Origin of the sequence: Microbacterium helvum (assembly GCF_014779795.1) — a bacterium.
In the GTDB taxonomy this organism is placed as follows: domain Bacteria; phylum Actinomycetota; class Actinomycetes; order Actinomycetales; family Microbacteriaceae; genus Microbacterium; species Microbacterium helvum.
Genome location: NZ_JACXZS010000001.1, coordinates 581,838 through 600,870, shown reverse-complemented (window position 1 = coordinate 600,870; position 19,033 = coordinate 581,838). Strand labels below are relative to the sequence as shown.

The 19,033-nt window shown below is 72.1% G+C and carries 16 protein-coding genes and 1 pseudogene; 5 read left to right on the top strand and 12 right to left on the bottom strand.

Going from position 1 to position 19,033, the window contains the following annotated elements; all coding sequences use genetic code 11:
- Positions 1–86: 86 nt before the first annotated feature.
- The 3 genes and pseudogenes from IF188_RS02660 to galT all read right to left on the bottom strand — a co-directional run bounded on the left by IF188_RS02660 (position 87) and on the right by galT (position 3,823).
- Positions 87–934, bottom strand: a pseudogene (locus IF188_RS02660) (alpha/beta fold hydrolase).
- Between the two features lie 511 nt (positions 935–1,445).
- The gene (gene galK / locus IF188_RS02655; RefSeq protein ID WP_318152733.1) at positions 1,446–2,645 is read right to left on the bottom strand and encodes a galactokinase; all 1,200 of its coding nucleotides are present in this window, start codon (positions 2,643–2,645) and stop codon (positions 1,446–1,448) included.
- Positions 2,642–3,823, bottom strand: coding sequence for a galactose-1-phosphate uridylyltransferase (galT, locus tag IF188_RS02650; RefSeq protein WP_191170204.1), 1,182 nt, complete (start codon positions 3,821–3,823; stop codon positions 2,642–2,644). Before galT ends, galK begins: the two co-directional genes overlap by 4 nt.
- A 135-nt stretch (positions 3,824–3,958) precedes the next feature.
- On the opposite strand from galT, the gene IF188_RS02645 reads away from it, so the two are divergent.
- From IF188_RS02645 to IF188_RS02635, 3 genes are all read left to right on the top strand, one after another.
- The gene (locus IF188_RS02645; RefSeq protein WP_224751293.1) at positions 3,959–4,972 is read left to right on the top strand and encodes a LacI family DNA-binding transcriptional regulator; all 1,014 of its coding nucleotides are present in this window, start codon (positions 3,959–3,961) and stop codon (positions 4,970–4,972) included.
- Between the two features lie 105 nt (positions 4,973–5,077).
- Complete coding sequence (locus tag IF188_RS02640; protein ID WP_191170203.1) at positions 5,078–5,410, top strand: hypothetical protein; 333 nt, start codon at positions 5,078–5,080, stop codon at positions 5,408–5,410.
- Positions 5,411–5,421: 11 nt separating this feature from the next.
- The gene (locus IF188_RS02635; protein WP_224751292.1) at positions 5,422–6,012 is read left to right on the top strand and encodes a hypothetical protein; all 591 of its coding nucleotides are present in this window, start codon (positions 5,422–5,424) and stop codon (positions 6,010–6,012) included.
- A 54-nt stretch (positions 6,013–6,066) separates the two neighbouring features.
- On the opposite strand, the gene galE is transcribed toward IF188_RS02635, so the two are convergent.
- Both galE and IF188_RS02625 read right to left on the bottom strand, forming a co-directional pair.
- Positions 6,067–7,044 carry a UDP-glucose 4-epimerase GalE gene (galE, locus tag IF188_RS02630; RefSeq protein WP_191170201.1) on the bottom strand — a complete coding sequence of 326 codons (978 nt, stop codon included), beginning with the start codon at positions 7,042–7,044 and terminating at the stop codon, positions 6,067–6,069.
- Positions 7,045–7,323: 279 nt separating this feature from the next.
- Positions 7,324–8,010, bottom strand: a complete 687-nt coding sequence (locus tag IF188_RS02625) for a ThuA domain-containing protein (RefSeq protein ID WP_191170200.1) — start codon at positions 8,008–8,010, stop codon at positions 7,324–7,326.
- A gap of 41 nt (positions 8,011–8,051) precedes the next feature.
- Between IF188_RS02625 and IF188_RS02620 the strand changes: the two genes are divergently transcribed.
- Together IF188_RS02620 and IF188_RS02615 are read left to right on the top strand one after the other, a co-directional pair.
- Positions 8,052–9,188, top strand: coding sequence for a glycerate kinase (locus tag IF188_RS02620; protein ID WP_191170199.1), 1,137 nt, complete (start codon positions 8,052–8,054; stop codon positions 9,186–9,188).
- Between the two features lie 244 nt (positions 9,189–9,432).
- Positions 9,433–10,461: a magnesium and cobalt transport protein CorA gene (locus tag IF188_RS02615; RefSeq protein ID WP_191170319.1), complete on the top strand. Its 1,029-nt coding sequence runs from the start codon at positions 9,433–9,435 to the stop codon at positions 10,459–10,461.
- 103 nt (positions 10,462–10,564) lie between these two features.
- Here IF188_RS02615 and IF188_RS02610 read toward each other — a convergent pair whose 3' ends face one another.
- The 7 genes from IF188_RS02610 to IF188_RS02580 all read right to left on the bottom strand — a co-directional run bounded on the left by IF188_RS02610 (position 10,565) and on the right by IF188_RS02580 (position 19,002).
- Complete coding sequence (locus IF188_RS02610; RefSeq protein WP_191170198.1) at positions 10,565–12,064, bottom strand: aldehyde dehydrogenase (NADP(+)); 1,500 nt, start codon at positions 12,062–12,064, stop codon at positions 10,565–10,567.
- Between the two features lie 40 nt (positions 12,065–12,104).
- On the bottom strand, positions 12,105–13,184 hold the full coding sequence (locus IF188_RS02605; protein ID WP_396652733.1) for a mandelate racemase/muconate lactonizing enzyme family protein: 1,080 nt from the start codon (positions 13,182–13,184) through the stop codon (positions 12,105–12,107).
- A 128-nt stretch (positions 13,185–13,312) separates the two neighbouring features.
- Positions 13,313–14,212, bottom strand: a complete 900-nt coding sequence (locus IF188_RS02600) for a 5-dehydro-4-deoxyglucarate dehydratase (protein ID WP_191170197.1) — start codon at positions 14,210–14,212, stop codon at positions 13,313–13,315.
- Complete coding sequence (locus IF188_RS02595) at positions 14,209–15,171, bottom strand: NAD-dependent epimerase/dehydratase family protein (RefSeq protein WP_191170196.1); 963 nt, start codon at positions 15,169–15,171, stop codon at positions 14,209–14,211. Before IF188_RS02595 ends, IF188_RS02600 begins: the two co-directional genes overlap by 4 nt.
- Positions 15,168–16,520, bottom strand: coding sequence for a Gfo/Idh/MocA family protein (locus tag IF188_RS02590; RefSeq protein ID WP_191170195.1), 1,353 nt, complete (start codon positions 16,518–16,520; stop codon positions 15,168–15,170). Before IF188_RS02590 ends, IF188_RS02595 begins: the two co-directional genes overlap by 4 nt.
- A gap of 215 nt (positions 16,521–16,735) precedes the next feature.
- Positions 16,736–17,740 (bottom strand): LacI family DNA-binding transcriptional regulator, encoded by a 1,005-nt coding sequence (locus IF188_RS02585; protein ID WP_191170194.1) that lies wholly within the window; start codon positions 17,738–17,740, stop codon positions 16,736–16,738.
- A gap of 227 nt (positions 17,741–17,967) precedes the next feature.
- Positions 17,968–19,002 carry a LacI family DNA-binding transcriptional regulator gene (locus IF188_RS02580; protein ID WP_191170193.1) on the bottom strand — a complete coding sequence of 345 codons (1,035 nt, stop codon included), beginning with the start codon at positions 19,000–19,002 and terminating at the stop codon, positions 17,968–17,970.
- Between the last annotated feature and the right edge of the window lie 31 nt (positions 19,003–19,033).

The window sequence follows — 19,033 nt, the reverse complement described above, 5'->3', positions numbered from 1 at the left end:
GAGTGCGCACCTTCGACAGGCCGACTGCGCCACGGCCGGACTACGGCCGGGGCATGCATTGGGAATGCCGTGCGGCGCGGTCCCGGTCAGCGCGCGAGGAAGGCCAGCAGAGCCTCGTTCACCTCGGCGCCGTGGGTCCACAGCAGGCCGTGGGGCGCGCCCTCGAGCTCGACGTAGACCGCGTTCGGCAGCAGCTCGCGGAAGCGCCGTGCCGTCTTGTCGATCGGCAGGATGTTGTCGGCCGTGCCGTGCCGTGCAGGATGAGCGTCGGCACGTCGATCGCGGGGATGTCGGCCCGGAAGTCGGTGGGCCACGTGAGCGGCGCGGCGGCGATCGCGGTGTTCCCGGCGAGATTGGCGACCTGCACGCTCGCGTCGAGCGCCTGCTGCGAGATGCGCGAGCTGAGCGTGTCGTCGAGGTTGTAGAAGTCCTTGAAGAAGCCGGCGACGAACGCGTAGCGGTCCTCGCGCACCGACTGAGCGATGCCGTCGAAGAAGTCCTGAGGCCCCGCGCCGTCGGGGTTGTCGTCGGTGATCAGTAGGAACGGCTCGAGCGAGCCGAGGAATGCGGCCTTCGCGACGCGCCCCGAGCCGTAGCGCGACAGGTAGCGGGCGATCTCGCCGGTTCCCATCGAGAAGCCCACGAGGACCGCGTCGTGCAGGTCGAGGTCCTCGATGAGCGCGTGCAGGTCGGCGGCGAACGTGTCGTAGTCGTACCCGTCGCCGGCCTTCGTCGAGGCGCCGAACCCGCGGCGGTCGTACGCGATCACTCGATAGCCGGCGTCCAGCAGGGCCGCCTGCTGCTTGCCCCAGGACTCGCCGTTCAGCGGGAACCCGTGGACCAGCACCACGGGCTGCGCCTCGGCCGGTCCCTGGTCGGTGTAGTAGAGGTCGACGTCCACCGAGTTCTCGGTCCCGACGGTGATGTACGCCACGATCGCTCCTTCCGGACCGCGAGGGAGGGATGCCGCGGCCCTGCGTCCGACGCTAGGCCGCGGCACCTCTCGCCGCCAGTGCGTGTGTCGCCGCGAGACGACCGTTCACGCCCCGTTCAGCCCTACGCGGTCGTTGAGCGGAGCGAGGAACGAGCGAAGACGAAACGTCGCGAGCCGTTCTCGGGGAGCCGCCCCCGCGCATCGGTCGCGCAGGTGCCTGCGTCCGATGAGCGGCGTGCGGCGTTTCGTCTCGCTCCGCTCGCTCAACGAGCGGGATCTCGGTCGTTGAGCGGAGCGAGGAACGAGCGGAGACGAAACGTGGTGGGCCGCTCTGGAGAAGCCGGTTCTTCGCCTGCGGTGGCGGAGTGCTTGGCTCCGACGGGTGGCTCGCGGCGTTTCGTCTCGCTCCGCTCGCTCAACGAGCGGGATCTCGGTCGTTGAGCGGAGCGAGGAACGAGCGGAGACGAAACGTGGCGAGCCGCTCTCGAGAACCGGCCCGACGGCGACGAGCTCAGTCGCGCGCTGCCCCGACCGACGGCGTGACCGTGAAGATCGTCGGGGCCGCGAAGCCGGCCGCCGAGAACGCGGCGGTGGCGGCATCCCTCACCGCGTCGACGCGGTCGTGCGCGACGAGGGCGATCGCGGCGCCGCCGAAGCCGCCGCCGGTCATGCGGGCGCCGATCGCGCCGGCCGACAGCGCCGCCTCGACGGCGGCGTCGAGCTCGGGCACCGAGATCTCGAAGTCGTCGCGCATCGACGCGTGCGACGCGACGAGCAGGTCGCCGATCGCGGTCGGGCCCTGCTCGCGCAGCGTTCGGACGGTGTCGAGCACGCGCTGGTTCTCGGTCACGACGTGGCGCACACGGCGGAACGTGACGTCGTCGACGAGCTCGGCCAGGCGCGGCAGGTCGTCGACCGACACGTCGCGCAGCGCCGGCACCCCCAGCGCCGCAGCTCCGCGCTCGCAGGCGGCACGGCGCTCGCCGTACCCGCCGGTCGCGTGGGAGTGCTTGACGTTCGTGTCGATGACGACGAGCTCCAGCCCGGCCTCGGCGAAGCCCAGGTCGACCACCTCGGCCTGCAGCGACCGGCAGTCGAGGAAGATCGCGGCGTCGGGGCGGCCGAGCAGCGACGCCATCTGGTCCATGATGCCGGTCGGTGCTCCGACGGCCTCGTTCTCGGCGCGGCGACCGATCTTCGCGAGGGCGACGCGGTCGAGCTCCAGGCCCCACGTGTCGGCGAGCGCGACGGCCGTCGCGCCCTCGATCGCCGCCGACGACGAGAGCCCGGCGCCCACCGGGACATCGGACGCGAACGCGAGGTCGACGCCGGTCACGTCGGCGGGATCGGTTCCGGATGCCGCCAGCAGCGCCCACGCGACGCCCAGGGGGTACCGCGCCCATTCGGGCACGTCGTCACGCTGGTCGGGGAAGACGACGTCCAGCGCATCGAGTGCGACCTCGGCGGTCGTGTCGTCGAACGTCGACGCCACGCGCACGCGGAACACGCCGTCGGTGCGCGGCGCGAGCGCCACGTGCGTGCGGTGCTGGATCGCGAACGGCAGCACGAAGCCGTCGTTGTAGTCGGTGTGCTCGCCGATCAGGTTGACGCGGCCGGGCGATGACCATGTGCCGACGGGCTCGGCGTCGAAGCGCTCGGCGAACAGCGCGCGGGCGGCATCGATCGTGTTGCGGGCGATGGCGGCGGTCACAGGGTCTCCTCGGGGATGGTTTCGACAGCCTCGCGCAGCTTCGCGGCGGCCGCCTCGGGCGGGATGTCGCCGATCCAGGCGCCCATGGCGGCCTCGGATCCGGCGAGGAACTTGAGCTTGTCGGCGGCGCGGCGCGGCGACGTCAGCTGCAGGTGCAGGCGGGCCGTGTCGCGGCCGCGGTGCACCGGCGCCTGGTGCCACGCCGCGATGTACGGCGTCGGAGAGTCGTAGAGCGCGTCGACGCCGCGCAGCAGGCGCAGGTACAGGGGCGCGAGCTCGTCGCGCTCGGCGCCCGTGGTCTCGGCGAAGTCGGCGACGTGCCGGTGCGGCAGCAGGTGGATCTCGATCGGCCACCGAGCGGCGAACGGCACGAACGCCGTCCAGTGCTCGCCCGCGAGGATCACGCGGTCGCCCGCGCGCTCGAAGTCGAGGATGCGCGCGAAAAGGTCGGGGCCTTCGCGGTCGATCGAGGCCAGCAGGCTCGTCGTGCGCGGCGTGATGTACGGGTAGGCGTAGATCTGCCCGTGCGGGTGGGGGAGCGTGACGCCGATGGCCTCGCCGCGGTTCTCGAACGGGAACACCTGCTCGATGCCCGGCAGCGCCGACAGTGCCGCGGTGCGATCGGCCCACGCTTCGATGACGGTGCGCGCGCGGGTCTGGGTGAGCGATCCGAATGATCCGGAGTGCTCGGGGCTGAAGCACACGACCTCGCAGCGGCCGACGCTCGTACGCGTGCGGCCGAGGCCGGGCGCGTCGAGGTCGTCGAGGCCGTGCGGGGCATCGGCTGCGGCCGGCGCGTCGCCGAGGGCCTCCGCGAGCGCGGGCCCGAACGACGGCGACTTGTTCTCGAACACCGCGACGTCGTAGCGCGAGGGGATCTCGGAGGGGTTGGTGGGCGTCTGCGGCGCGAGCGGGTCGAGCTCGGCGGGCGGCAGGAAGGCGCGGTTCTGGCGCGCCGCGGCGATCGACACCCAGTCGCCGGTGAGGACGTCGCGGCGCATCGTGGCGGTCTCGGGTCGCGGTCCGAGCTCGCGGGCATCGATCGCCCGCTCCGGCCCGAGCGTCGTGTCGGGGTCGTCGTAATAGATCAGCTCGCGCCCGTCTGCCAGGCGCGTCGGGCGCTTGACGACGCCGGCGCCGAGCACGACGGGATCCGTCCCGGACTCAGGTGTGTTCACGTCAACATGCTAATCAAGGCGCTATGTTAGCGTCAACATCGGATGGCGCCCGCAGACTTCGGAACGGCCCGCCGTCGGAGAGGTGTGGATGCCGCCGGCCGAGCTGAGCGGCACTGCCCCGGCAGAAAGGTGCACATGGTGGACAGGCGCGTCTCGATGGCCGACGTCGCCGAGCGCGCGGGTGTCTCGGGACAGACGGTGTCGCGCGTCGTCAACGGCAGCCCGCGCGTCGATCCCGAGACCCGCGCCCGCGTCGAGACCGCGATGGCCGAGCTCGGCTACCGCCCCCACCGGGCTGCGCGCGCGCTGCGCACCGGGCGCACCCAGACGCTCGGCCTGGTCGTGTCGACGCTCGCGTCGGTCGGGAACTCGCGCATGCTGCAGGCGGTGGCGGATGCCGCGGCCTCGCGCGGCTACGCTCTCACGGTCGTGACGCTCGGCCCCGAAGCGTCTGTGGCCGGCGCCTTCGAACGGCTCGCCGACCAGGGCGTCGATGGCGCGATCGTGCTGAATGAGGCGACCGGGCGCGTGCGTGATTCCGACCTGCGGACGGCCGGACTGCGGCTCGTGGTCGTCGACTCGCCCCGCGACGAGCGCTTCGGTGTCGTCGTCACCGATCACGCCGGGGGAGCCGAATCGGCCGTCCGGCACCTGCTCGACCTCGGCCACCGCACCGTGCATCACCTCGCCGGTCCCGCCGGCTCGTTCGCGGCGGCCGAGCGTGAACGCGGCTGGCGGGCCGCCCTCGACGCGGCCGGAGTTCCCGTGCCCGACCTGGTGCGCGGAGACTGGACGGCGGCGTCGGGGCACGGTGCGGCATCCCTTCTTCTTGCGGCGGGCGCGACAGCCGTGTTCGCCGCGAACGACCAGATGGCGCTCGGGCTGCTGCGGGGCGTCGCCGAGGTGGGCCGCGCCGTGCCGGGTGATGTGAGTGTCGTCGGCTTCGACGACGTCGCGGATGCCGCCGACTACCGTCCGCCGCTCACGACCGTGCGCCAAGACTTCGACGCGCTCGGCGCCCGCGCGGTCGCGGCGCTGGTCGACGGCATCGAGGCGGGCGCGGCGGCCGCGTTCGATACGGTGCCGACGAGGCTGGTGGTGCGCGAGAGCACCGCGCCCGCGCGCGGTCGCATGCGCTATTCGGAATAGGAGCGGATGTTCTTGCAGATGTTCTGCTTGTCAGGCGTTGACAACCAAGGCGACGCCCCCCCAAGGATGGTGACCACGACCAGGCCAAATCTCGAGGGAGTTCGAATGAAGAAGATGCATTCGCGCGCAGGCATAGCATTGCTGCTCGCGGCCGCGCTCGCAATGGGAGGGGCGGCCACAACGGCATCGGCCGCGACGAGCTTCAGCGGCGGCGCGAAGACATGCGGAACCCCGCCGCAACCCTACGTCAACGTTCAGTCGAAGGCGACAGGTCAGGTCAACCATCAGTCCGGCGTCACCGTCTACGGGTCGTGGAACAATGGTTCCACGTACACCTACCGATGGACTAATCACGGCACCAGCGTCCCCGACTGGAGGACGTTCTTGACGGGAATCGGTGGCGACATCCAGATCGGGACGGCGTATTGCGGAACGTAAGATGGCGATGCTTGGCGGCGTTGAGTGTTGTCCTCGTTTCCGTCTGCTCGGCGTGCGCCGCTGCGCCCGCCGAGCAGACGGCGGTGAAGGACTCTGATTCCGCCGCATACCTCGCAGAGAATGCGCGCGCACTCGCGGCGAGCTATGGAATCGATGATCCGCCCGATGTTGACCTGGTTCGCTTCATCGCGCTTGATGAGTGGGCGCCGACGCAACGCGACTGCCTGCGCGAGGCTGGGTACGACGTCGAGTTCACGGCCGACGGCGAGGGGCTTTCGTACCCACCAACCGGCGACGCCGCGGTCGCGAAGAATCTGAACCTCGCGATCTACACATGTGAGATGCAGTATCCGGTCGAGCAGAAATACATGACGCCGCTCTCCATCGAACAGTTGCGAACGTTGTATGACTACCGGTCCGGCGAACTTCTCGAATGCTTGCGTCGCGAGGGGTATACGAGCTCGGCCGAGCCGCCGAGTGAGCAGGTGTTCCTTCAGAGCGGTGGGCAATGGTCGCCTTACGAAGACATCGCGATCGTTGAGAGCGATCTGGGTCGCCTCACGGCGACCTGCCCACAAGTGCCGGCGAATCTCTACGGCTGAACGCGGAGTGGATGCCGGCGCCCGGCCGCCGGCATCCGTCATCGCACGAAGGGGTCAGCCGGCGTTGCGGCGGGCCTCCCAGCCGGTGCGGACCATCTCGTCGACGGTGTAGCGGTTCTTCCAGTCCAGGTCGCGCGCGGCGAGCTCGCCGGTGGCGACGATGCGGTCGGGGTCGCCGGGGCGGCGGGGCGCGATCTCGGGGGTGAAGTCGATGCCGGTGACGCGCGCCATGGCGTCCATGATCTCGCGCACGCTCAGACCGTTCTGCGAGCCGAGGTTGTAGGCCGGCTCGAGGGGCTCGCCGGCCAGCAGACGCTTCGCCGCGGCCACGTGGGCGGCCGCGATGTCGGCGACGTGCACGTAGTCGCGCACATTGGTGCCGTCGGGGGTGTTGTAGTCGTCGCCGTTGATCCGCGGTGTGCGGCCCTCGATCAGCGCCTCGAACACGAGCGGGAACAGGTTGTGCGGGCTCGTGTCGTACACCGACGGGTCGCCCGATCCGACGACGTTGAAGTAGCGCAGCGCGGTGTGGCGCAGCGGGTGCTGCGTGTCGGCGGTCGCGATGCCCTGGTCGCGGATGAGCCACTCGCCGATGAGCTTCGACTCGCCGTAGGGCGAGGCGGGGCGCTTGGGCAGGTCCTCGGTCACGAGCGGCACGTCGGGGGTCCCGTAGACCGCAGCCGATGACGAGAAGACGAGGTTCGACACCGCGGCGGCCTGCATGGCCTCCAGCAGCGAGCGGGTGCCCTCGACGTTCTGCGCGTACGTGTGCAGCGGGCGCTGCACCGAGACGCCGGCGTACTTGAACCCGGCCAGGTGGATGACGCCCACGACGCCGTGCTCGCGCAGCGTGCTCTCGACGAGCGCGGTGTCGAGGATCGAGCCGTTCACGAACGGGACGCCCTCGGGCACGAACTCGGCGTGTCCGCTGGAGAGGTCGTCGACGACGACGGACGCCAGGCCCGCATCGGCGAGCGCGCGGACGATGTGGGCGCCGATGTAGCCGGCGCCTCCGGTCACGAGCCAGGACATGTCACTCCGTCGGGTCGGGGGCGGGTTTCGCGTTCCATTGTGCCGGGTGCGGATGGATGCCTCGTCCCGGGGCGGTTCGGATGCCTGTCTGCGTGCCGATTCCGAGGCCGCGCCGGGGAGCCCCGGGCGGCGGCATCCTCGTGCTCCCTCAGCTGAGGAGATCTGCCGGGCTGCGGAGCGGATCAGGCGCTACGGCCCGCGATCCGGCTCACGTCCTCAGTCGAGGATGCGATGGATGCGGCACGCCGAGGCCGCGCTGTTGCCTGTCGCAGGGGCCGCTCAGACGCGGGCGGCCCAGCGGGCGGCGCGCTGCAGCAGGGCGGCCACGGCGGGGGAGTCGTACGCGCGTTCGTCGTGGCCGAGCGACGAGACGACGCAGCGCGTCGGCTGCTCGCGGACCCATACCGCGGCGTGCTCGGCGCCGTCGACGTCGTGCACGGCGAGCACACGGGCGCCCGGATCGACGATCAGGTCGCTGTAGCGCTCGTCGAACACGTCGAGGTGTGCGGCGTCGCCGGTGATGTCGTGGTCGGCGTCGACGACGCGCACGCGGGCCTCGCCGATCGGCGGGTGCCACGAGGTACCCGGAACCCACTCGCCCCCGATCGCCTTGCGCCACGCGGGGTGGTCGCGCAGGCTCGACAGCGCCGCGTGGACGCCGATCAGCCCGATGCCGCGCGCGATCGCCGCGGCGAGCCCGGCCTCGGCTGCGGCGTCGGCGTGCGGAGCGCCTCCGTCCCGCCAGGGGTCGCCGGCGTTGACGATGAGCAGGTCCGCGCCCTCCAGATGGGCGAGCGCATGGTCGACGTCCTCGTCGATGACGGCCTCCCAGCCGTCGGCGCGCAGGATGTCGGAGATCCGGGAGGACGTCGCCGAGAATGGATGCCAGGGGTCGGCGTAGCGACCGGTTCCGGTGGCGATGACGACGCGGGGAGCCTCGGTTGCAGACCGATCCGTGGGTACCATGTTCTGCAGGATAACGCTTTCCCGCCGCAGGAGGAATACGCATGGCCCACACTGTCGTGATCGCCCCGGATTCGTTCAAGGGCACCGTCGCCGCGGCAGCCGTCGCCGAGGCCCTGGCGGCGGGTTGGCGCACTGAACGTCCGTCCGATGCTCTGCGGCTGCTGCCCATGGCCGACGGCGGCGAAGGCACGGTCGCCGCGTTCGCCGCCGCCGTGCCGGGCGCGCGCCGCATGTCCGTGACCGTCACCGGCCCGGAAGGCCTCGACGTGGCGGCCTCGTGGGTGCTGCTGCCTCCGACGCCCGGGACTCCGGGCGGCACCGGCGTCGTCGAACTCGCGAGCACGAGCGGCATCGAGATGCTCGGCACGCCGCCGAGGCTGCGTCCCTTCGATGCGCACACGCGCGGCTTCGGCCAGGCCATCGCCGCCGCCCTCGACCACGGGGTGTCGCGACTCGTGCTGGGCATCGGGTCGAGCTCGTCCACAGATGGCGGCGCCGGCATGCTCACGGCTCTCGGGGCGCGATTCGCCGACGCGGCCGGGCAGCCGATCGTCGACGGCGCGCGGGGGCTCGCGGATGTCGCGACCGTCGACCTGTCGGCGCTCGCCGCGCTGCCCGCCGGCGGAGTGACCGTGCTGAGCGACGTGACGAACCCGCTGCTCGGGGCACGCGGTGCCGCCGCAGTGTTCGGCCCGCAGAAGGGGGCGTCGCCCTCCGACGTCGCGGCGCTCGACGCAGCCCTCGAACGGTTCGCTGACGCGATCGCCGAGGCCGCACCGGGAGCGGACCGGGATGCCGCCGGCGCAGGCGCGGCCGGCGGCACCGGCTTCGGGCTGCTGGCATGGGGCGCACAGCTCGTGCCCGGATCGGCGGCGGTCGCGCAACTGGTGGGGCTGGGCGACGCGATCGGTGCGGCATCCATCGTCCTCACCGGCGAAGGCTCGTACGACGGGCAGTCGGCCGCGGGCAAGGTGCCCGCTCACGTCGGCGCGCTCGCCGCCGCGGCGGGCGTGCCGGTCGCCCTCGTCGCGGGCCGCATCGCGTCTGACGCCGATGTCTCGGGCTTCGCCGCGACCGCCTCTCTCACGGCGCTCGCGGGATCGGGCGAGGGGGCGATGGGCGAACCGGTGCGATGGCTCACCGCGGCCGGCGCGCAGCTCGCCCGCGCACTCGGGTGACGTCGGTTGACCTCTCGGGCGAGGTCACCTAAGGTGGCGGAGGCCGTTTCGGCCGATCGACCAGGAAGGCAGGTGATGCGCGATGTCCAGTGATAGTAGCCGCGCCACCGTCTCGTCTTCGCTGGTCGGCATCTCGATGCACTGATCCCTCGTCGCGAGCGGTGGCGCCGGTGCGCGCTGTGCGCGCGCCTGAATCCGCGGCGCCTCGGCGCCGTGCCGACGCGAGCAATCGAGGTGAATCATGATGGCCCTGATCGACAACGCCGTGTACGTCCAGGGGCGACGCACACAGGACCCGGCGAACCTGAACGAGACGTACGAGGTCATGCGCGACCGCGGCGGAATGGCCTGGATCGGCCTGTACCGTCCGCGCGCCGACGAGGTGCGCTCGATCGCCGATGAGTTCGACCTGCATCCGCTCGCCGTCGAAGACGCGCTGACCGGCCACCAGCGGTCCAAGCTGGAGCGCTACGGCGACACGCTGTTCGTCGTGCTGCGGCCTGCCCGCTATCTCGACGCCGCGGAGCAGGTCGAGTTCGGCGAGCTGCACGTGTTCGTCGGGCCCGACTTCGTGGTGACCATCCGGCACGCCGAGGCGCCGAATCTCGGCAAGGTGCGCCGCCGGCTCGAAGCGGCCCCCGGACTGCTCGCGATGGGGCCGGAGGCGGTGCTGTACGCCGTGCTCGACGAGGTCGTCGACGAGTACGGGCCGGTGATCGCCGGTCTCGAGAACGACATCGACGAGATCGAGGACCAGCTGTTCGGCAACGCCGACGCGGACGTCGAGGCGGTGTCGCGCCGCATCTACGACCTCTCGCGCGAGGTCATCGACTTCCAGCGGGCGACGCAGCCGCTCGCCGGGATGCTCGAGGCGCTGCGCCGCGGCTCCGACAAGTACGCCGTCGACCTCGAGCTGCAGCGCTATCTGCGTGACGTGCTCGACCACGTGCTGCGCATCGTGGAGCGGGCGGGTGCCTTCCGTTCGATCCTCGAGAACGCGCTCAACGTGCAGTCCACGCTCGTGGCGCAGCGCCAGAACGAAGAGATGCGGCGCATGAGCGAGGCCGGGCTCGCTCAGAACGAAGAGATCAAGCGCATCTCGTCATGGGCGGCGATCCTCTTCGCGCCGACCCTCATCGGCACCGTCTACGGCATGAACTTCGACCACATGCCCGAGCTGCACTGGACCTTCGGCTACCCGCTCGCCCTCCTCATGATGGTCGGCCTCGGGTTCGGGCTGTACGGCGTCTTCAAGCTCAAGCGCTGGCTCTGACCACCCTGGTCGCCCCGCAGAGCGAGGAACGAGCGAAGACGAAACGCGGTGAGCCGTTCTCGAGGACCCGCCCCGCTCGCTCAACGACCGGGTTCGGAGGCGTTCAGGGGACCTGCAGCACGCCGTTGCGGCGGTGGGGCAGGCGGGCGAGCGACTCGTCGCGCAGCACCTCGGGCAGCAGGGCCGCGGGGGCGTCCTGGAACACCACGGGGCGCAGGAACCGGCGGACCGCGGTGGCGCCGACCGAGGTGTGCAGCGAGGTCGTGGCCGGCCACGGACCACCGTGGTGCTGCGACCAGGTGACCGCCACGCCGGTCGGCCATCCCGCGAACAGCACTCGGCCGGCCTTGCGGGTCAGCACCTCCAGCACGTCCGACACGTCGTCCGAGGGCTCGGCGTGCAGGGTCGCGGTGAGCGATCCCGGCACCGCCTCCAGCGCCGCGTGCAGCTCGTCCTGCGACGAGTACCGCACGAGCAGCGTCACCGGCCCGAAGCACTCCTCCAGCAGCACCGACGGACGGGCGGCGACGGCTGCGGCAGCCGTCGACAGCACGACCGGCTGCGCAGCTCCCGGCTCCGCCTCGACGCCCTGTGCGACGATCGCCACCGACGGGTCGGACTCCAGGTGGGCGACCCCCGACGGGAAGGCCTCGGTGATGCGCTCGGTGAGCAGCGGCCCACCCGACGCGCCCGTCGCGAAGCGTGCGACGAGGTCTTCGAATCCCGCGCCGGCGGGCACGAACACCACGCCGGGCTTGGTGCAGAACTGCCCGACGCCGAGCGTGAACGACCCCACGAGGCCCTGCGCCAGCGCCTCGCCTCGCGCTGCGACGGCGGCCGGCGTGATCACCACGGGGTTCACCGAGCCGAGCTCGCCGTAGAACGGGATGGGGTCGGGCCGACCGGACGCGAGGTCGAACAGCGCCCGGCCGCCGCCGAGCGAGCCGGTGAAGCCCGCCGCCTGGATCACGGGATGCTGCACGAGCGCGTTGCCGGCCTCGCGGCCTTCGACCAGCGCGAGCGAGCCTTCGGGCGCCCCGGCGGCGACGAGCGCCTCGGCGACGAGCGCGGCGGTGTGCTTCGACAGGCGCGGGTGACCGGAGTGCGCCTTGACGATCACCGGGTTGCCCGCCGCGAGCGCCGAGGCGGTGTCGCCGCCGGCGACCGAGAACGCGAAGGGGAAGTTGGATGCCGAGAACACGGCGACCGGGCCGACACCGGTCAGCATGCGACGCAGCTCGGGGCGTGCGGCTGCGGGATCGGCGTCGTCGACCGTGAGCTCGAGGTAAGAGCCTTCTTCGACGACCGTGGCGAACAGTCGCAGCTGGCCCGTGGTGCGGCCGACCTCGCCACGTAGCCGGGTCTCGCCCAAGCGGGTCTCCGCATCGGCGATCGCGACCAGCTCGTCGATGTGCGCGTCGAGCGTGTCGGCCGCGGCGCGCAGCCAAGCGGCGCGGGTGGCGGCGTCGGCGGCGCGCCACACCGGGGCGGCGGCGGCCGCGGCGGCGGTGAGGGCATCGAGTTCGGTCGTGGTGGTCATCGGGGTTCCTTTTCTCTGTTCATCCGTCACAGATGTACGCCGGATCGCGTGTTTCGCGTACATCTGTGACGGATGAACCTGGTGGGAGGAGGGGCGAGCGGGGTCAGCGGAAGCGGATGCCGAGGCCGACGTGCGGCGTCTCGGTGAGGGTGGCGTCGGCGATGCGCACCGGCGACGGGCCGTCGAGCGCGCCGAGCGCACCGAAGCCGGCGTCCTCGACGTCCTCGGCCATCGGCGCGATCGCGCCCGGCGCGACCGGCAGGGTCAGGGCGAGCTGGCCCGACAGCTCGGGCAGCAGGTGCGGGTGCAGGGTGGCGCCGCGTTCGACGGCGATCTCGGCGATGCGCAGGAAGGGCGTGATGCCTCCGACGCGGACGATGTTGGGCTGCACGATCTGCACGGCACCGGCCCGCAGGAACTCCGCGAACCGGTACGCCGTGTGCACGTTCTCGCCGAGGGCGATGGGGATGCCGCTCGTCGCGGCCAGGCGGCGCGCGAGTTCGGCGTGGCCGGTGAGGTCGTCGGCGCGCAGCGGCTCCTCGATCCACGAGGGCGCGTACGCCGCGAGCACCTCCATCGATGCCGTCGCCCGGTCGAGGTCCCACCGCTGGTTCGCGTCGATCATGAGCGCGCGGTCCGCACCGAGCACCTCGCGGACGGCGGCGAGCCGGTCGGCATCCTCGCGCACGTCGGGCTTTCCGACCTTGATCTTGACGGCGTCGAATCCGGCGTCCACCCACCGCTGGACCTGGGCGACCAGCTCGTCCTGTGTGTAGTGCAGGTTGACCCCCGAGCCGTAGGAGCGGACGGACTCGCGCCGCCGCCCGATGAGCTCCGAGACGGGCAGCGCGCGGGCGCGGGCGGCCGCATCCCACAGGGCGAGGTCGAGCCCCGCGAGCGCGATCGTCGTGACTCCGCCGCCGCCCGCCTCGTGCAGGTGGCGCCAGGCATCGGTCCACAGTGCGGTCGGATCGGCGGTGCGCCCCGCGGCGAAGGACGCGATGTCATGCGAGAGCAGGGCGTGGACCGCCTCCGCGCCGATCTGCGGGGTCCACGAGAAGCCCCAGCCCTCCGCGCCGTCCGAGCGCACGAGGTGTGTCGCGATCACTCCGACCGAGGTCACGTCCGCGGCCCACGGCCGCGTCAGCGGCACCCGGATCAGCCGCGCGTCGAGCGACGCGATCGTCGTGCTCGGCTCCTCTGGTGGCGCGGATGGCGCCGTCGAGCGTGGGGATGCCGCAACCTCTGCCACCCGGACGTCGGCCGCCGCGCGGGTCGTGCCGCCGGCATCCGCGCCCCCGCGGAAGGCGGTCACAGCAGCGCCCGCCCGGCGGCCAGGATCTCGGCGAGGCGGTCCTGCTGGGCCGGAGTCGGGTCGACCAGCGGCGCACGCACCGAGCCGACGGGCAGGCCGCCCAGGCGCAGACCGGTCTTGATGAGCGAGACGCCGAAGCCCGGGGTCTCGTCGCGCAGGCGCACGAGCGGCGAGTAGAAGCCGTCGAGCAGTGCGGTGCGGCGTTCCTCGTCGTCCGCGACATAGGCGCGGTAGTACGCGTTCGCCACCTCGGGGATCATCGCGAAGGCCGCCGACGAGTACAGCGGGATGCCGATGCCGCGGTACGCGCCCTGCGTCAGCTCGGCGGTGAGCAGGCCGTTGAAGAACGCGAAATCCTCGCGACCCTCGGCCGCCACCGCGCGCACGATCTGCTGCGCGAGGCCGACGTCGCCGACGCCGTCCTTGAAGCCGACGACCTTCGGGTTCTGAGCGAGGCGGCGCACCGAATCGGCCGAGAACTGCGCGTTGGCGCGGTGGTAGATCACGACGGGAAGATCGGATGCCGCCGCCACCGCCTCGACGTAGGCCACGAGTCCCGCCTGCGGTCCGCCCACGAGGTACGGCGGCAGCACGAGCAGCGCGTCGGCGCCGGCGTCGGCCGCCGCGCGCGCGAGCGCCTTCGCGTGACCGAGCGGACCGCCGGTGCCCGCGACGACGGGTACGCGCCCCGCGACGGTCTCGGTCGCGACCTGCACGACGCGGGTGGCCTCGTCGGTCGACAGCGCGTGGAACTCACCCGTGCCGCATGCGGGGAACACCCCGCCCGGCGCGTGCGCGAGCGTCGTCTCGAGGTGCTGCCGCAGCAGGTCCTCATCGACGCGGTCCTGTGCGTCGAACGGGGTCACGGGGAAGAAGAGGATGCCGTCGAAGTTCACGCCAGCACGTCCTTTCGGGCGGGGTCGGGGAGAGGGTGGGACGCGGTCACTGAGCCTGTCGAAGCGCCGCCGAGCTCGCCGCGCCACGAGTGCGCGGGGCGCCACCCCAGCACATCTCGGGCTTTCGCGTTCGAGAAGGCAGGGGTCGTGCCGGTGAGCACCGCCGCGACCTCTTCGGTGCCCGGGTAGAAGCGGGGCACGAGGTCGGCGAGCGGTTCGCGGGCCAGGGCATCGTCGGCGGCGACGAAGAACGTCTCGCCGTTCGGGATCTCGGGAAGGGCTGCCAGCAGCGTGTCGGCGAACACCGCGACATCGCGCGCGTCGACGTAGTTGAAGATCGCGGGCGCCGACAGCGCCGGGTCGTCGAGTCGCTCCTGCACGGTGTGGCCCTGCTGGGTGAGCGCACCGGCCCACTCCTCGGGCGCGATGACGTAACAGGGGCGGAACGCGGCGAACCGGGTCGCCTCGCCGGTCTGGCGGGCCAGCATCGCTATCGTCTGCTCGATCAGCAGCTTCGACAGCGCGTAGGCGTTCCAGGGGCGCGGCGGGGTGCGCTCGTCGAGCGGGAAGCGGTCGGGCACCCAGCCCGTCGGCGCGCCGTAGCCCAGGACGGTCGGGCTCGACGCCGCGACGATGCGGCTGATGCCGGCCTTCACGGCGCCGCCCAGCACCGACACCGCCAGGCCGGCGTTGGTGCGCATGATGACGTCCTCGGGGGCGCTGAACGGCACGGCGATCGCGGCGAGGTGGATGAGTGCGTCGGCCCGGGTCTCAGCGAGGGCGGCGGCTGTGGCATCCGCGTCGCTCAGGTCGATCCCGACCTGCTCGACACCGTCGAGTTCGGGGGCATCCGACACGGCGCGATCGAGCGAGACCAGCTCGTGCCCGGATGCCGCGAGCCCTGCGACGAGGCTGCGGCCGAGGCGGCCGGCGCCCCCGGTCACGGCGATGCGGGTCATACCCGGACCGCCGTGGCGGCGTCGGACGCGAGGAAGCGGATGCCGAGGTCGGCGACCTGGACCGGCAGGCCGGTGGCGAGGGACCGGTTTCCGGCGATGCCGACGGCGATGGAGCGGACGCCGTCGCGCCAGTCGGCGGGGCGGGCCAGCGGGTCCTCGCCGGGCCCTTCGAACACGTCGGCCAGCAGCAGGGCGTCGCCGCCGCCGTGGCCGCCATCTCCGGCTGCGAGGATCGGGACCTCGTAGGCGGCCTCCCAGTGGCGCTGCACGATGAGCCGCTCGCCCTCGGGGCGCAGCGAACCGGAGTCGCCGGCGTGGACGGCGGACGGGTCGAGCACGGGGTGCAGGCCCTCGTCGGCGAGCACGGCACCGCGTTCGACGACCTCCAGCTCGGCGCGGCCGAGGGTGCCGTTGACCGCGACCCGGTAGCCCTCCCACGGGGAGTGGGCGTTGAGCGAGTAGCTGAGCGTCGCGCCCGAGGCGTAGTCGACCACGAGCGCGAGGTTGTCTTCGATCGTGATGCCCTCGCCGAACACGTCGCGGTCGCGCAGGTAGCCGTCGTGCTGCTCGGCGTCGAGGTACAGCGACTTCAGCCGCTCGTCGTTCCGCAGGTCGAGCTCGAACGCGTCGGCTCCGTCGTGGGTGCCGCGGGAAGGACGATCGTGGATGCCTCGTGCCGCCGCGTTCTCGGCACCGTAGAAGCGCAGCCCGCCCGAGGCGTACACGCGGCGCGGGGCCGAGCGGATCCACCAGTTCACGAGGTCGAAGTGGTGGCTGGCCTTGTGGACCAGCAGGCCGCCGGAGTGCTCCTTCTCGCGGTGCCAGCGGCGGAAGTAGTCCGCCCCGTGCTTGGTGTCCAGCACCCACGAGAAGTCCACACTGGTGACCTGCCCGATCGTGCCGTCCTGGATCACCTGCCGCAGCGCGGAGTTGCGCGGCGAGTAGCGGTAGTTGAACGTGATCACCACCTCACGACCGGTGCGGTCGATCGCGTCCTCGATGGCCGCCGCCGAGGGCCCGTCGATCGTGAGCGGCTTCTCGACCACGACGTCGGCGCCCGCATCCAGCGACCGCACGATGAGCGGGGCGTGCAGGTCGTCGCGTGCGCAGATCACGACACGCTCGACCCGCTGCTCGCGGATCATCGCCTCCAGCTCGTCCGGCCCGTACACTGCCGGGGCCGGGTGGCCGGCCGCGACGACGCGGTCGACGTAGTACTGCGCACGCACCGGGTTCGGCTCGCAGATCGCCACCAGCGCGGCATCATCGGCGTACCGCCCGATGATCGCATCGACGTACATCTGAGCGCGGTGTCCCGCACCCACGAGGGCATACCGGCGGTGGCTCATCTCACTCCTTCAGGAAACGTTTTCTCAGACTATCACGGAAACGCTTCCCGACGCCCTCCTCCTGGTCGTTGAGCGAAGCGAGGAACGAGCGAAGACGAAACGTCGCGAGACGCTCTCGAGAACCCGGGGACGACGCCTACGTCGCGGGAGTGGCCGGGTCCGACGGGCGGTCCACCCGTTTCGCCTCGCTCCGCTTGCTCAACGACCGGCGGAGGTCAGGCCGCCGGACCGGTCGAGCCGCGCACCGTCAGCTCGGGGAGGAGAGTCAGGGGCTCCCCAGGCTCGGCGCCTTCGAGCAGCTCGCGCATGCGCGCCCAGGCCTGAGCACCGAGTTCCGCAGCCGGCACCGCGGCCGTCGTCAGCGGGGGAGTCGTGTACCGGGCGAAGGGGATGTCGTCGAATCCGATGATCGAGAGGTCGGCCGGGATGCGGCATCCACTCTCCTGCACCGCGCTGAGCAGGCCCATCGCGACGAGGTCGTTGAAGGCGAGCGCTGCCGTGGCGCCCGAGGCCAGCACCGCGGCGCCGGCCGAGGCGCCGGACTCGAAGTCGACGCCGCACGGGATCTCGGCGACCTCGGTGTCGGGATGCTCTGCGACGAACTCGGCGATCGCCGCGAGACGCGCGGCGTTCGCGACACTGCGCGGTGCACCGGCGAGGTACACGATGCGGCGGTGGCCGAGCTCGTGCAGCAGTTCCAGCTCGGCGGTCAGGGCGCTGCGGTAGTCGGCGCGCACGGATGGGGCCTCGCCGGCGGTCCGGTTGATGAGCACCACCGGGCGGAGCCCGCCCACCAGGCGGTCGAGCTCGTCCTGTGGCAGGCGCGGGGCGCACAGGATCACGCCATCGGTGCGACGCCGGGTGGTTCCCGCGAGCACGCGCTCCTCGTCGACGGACTCCGCCGAGTCCGCCACCAGCACGTGGTAGTCGTCGGCCGCCGCCGCGCGGCTGAGTCCCCGCAGCACCTCCTGGAAGGTCGGGTTGCCGAGGTCGGGCACCACGACCGCGACGGTCTGCGTGCGGCCGAGCACCAGGCTGCGTGCGACCGGGCTCGCGGTGTAGTCGAGGGCGGCCGCGGCATCCTTGACGCGTTCCGCGAGCGCGGGGTCCACGGTCGGATTGCCGTTCAGCGCCCGCGAGACGGTCGACAGCGACACGCCCGCGCGGGCCGCGACATCGGCGATCGTGACGCGGGTCGTGCCGTCGTTGCGACGAGTCATGCGTCTCCTTCCGGTCGGCTCAGCCTAACGGGACAGGAAACGCTTCCTGCGGCCAGGGCGCCCGGCATCCACCCGGCGATCCGAAAATCGGACTTGGCGGCGCTTTCCGGAGTGCTGGCGCCCTACGATCCGGAAAACGGCGGATTGTCCGATATTCGGATCGCGTGAAGAGGGGCGCGCCGAGGCGGCGAAGAGGAACGGATGCCGGCGGCCGCGGCCGCGGCGGCTCAGGCGCGTGCGGGGGTCGAGCCGCGCACCACGACCTCGAGGGGCAGGGGCGGCTCGGTGGCGTCCCACTCCGGGTCGGTCGCGGCGTGCAGGGCGCGGTAGCCCAGCTCTTCGAGCGGCACGTGGACGGTCGTGAGGCCGGGGCGGATGTCGCGACCGGTCGCGATGTCGTCGAATCCGGCGACGGCGATGTCGGCGCCCACCTGGCGCCCGGCATCCCGGATCGCCGACATGACGCCGATCGCGACGACGTCGCTGATGCCGAAGACCACGGTGCCTTCGGGCAGGCCGTCGGCAAGCAGCTGCTGCGCGGTCTCGTACCCGGCGTCGCGGGTGAAGCCGCCGCGCCGCACCTCGCGGACGCTGCCGCCGCCCGAGGCGAAGCCCTGCGTGAACCCGGCGACGCGGTCGTCGGACGTGCGGATCCCCTCGGATGCCGCCACCACGACCGCTTCGCGATACCCGAGGCGTGCGAGCTCGGCGCCGAGCGCCGCCGCGCCGCCGCGGTTGTCGAGGGCGACGTGACGGGCGGAGCCGCCACCGGGGCCGACGACTGCGACGCGGCCGCCCATGTTCGTGAACGCCTGGAGCTCTGCGTCGAGGCCGGCCGCATCGGTGCCCTCGGTGCGCGATGCCGCGAGGATGAGTCCGCGCGGACGCTGACCCCGCAGCGCCCGGACGAGCCGCACCTCGCGCTGCGGGTCGCGCTCGGTGATGGCGATCGTGACGACGAGCCCGGCCTCGTCGGCGCCGCGGGCGACGCCGGCGGCGAGCTGACCGAAGTACGGGTCGGCGATGTCGGCGACCAGCAGCGCCACGATCGCGGCGGTGCCACGCGCGGTCGCCTGCGCCGACAGGTTCGCCGTATAGCCGAGCTTCTCGGCGGCGGCCTCGACGCGCTCGCGGTAGCTGTCGGCGACCTTGCGGGTCGAGCCGTTGAGCACGCGCGACGCGGTGGCCAGCGAGACGCCTGCCTCGCGTGCGACGTCGTGCAGGGTGGCAGCGCCCCGGGCGGGCGCGGATGTGTCGCTCACAGGCCAGAGTCTAGGGCCTGTGTCCGGTTGG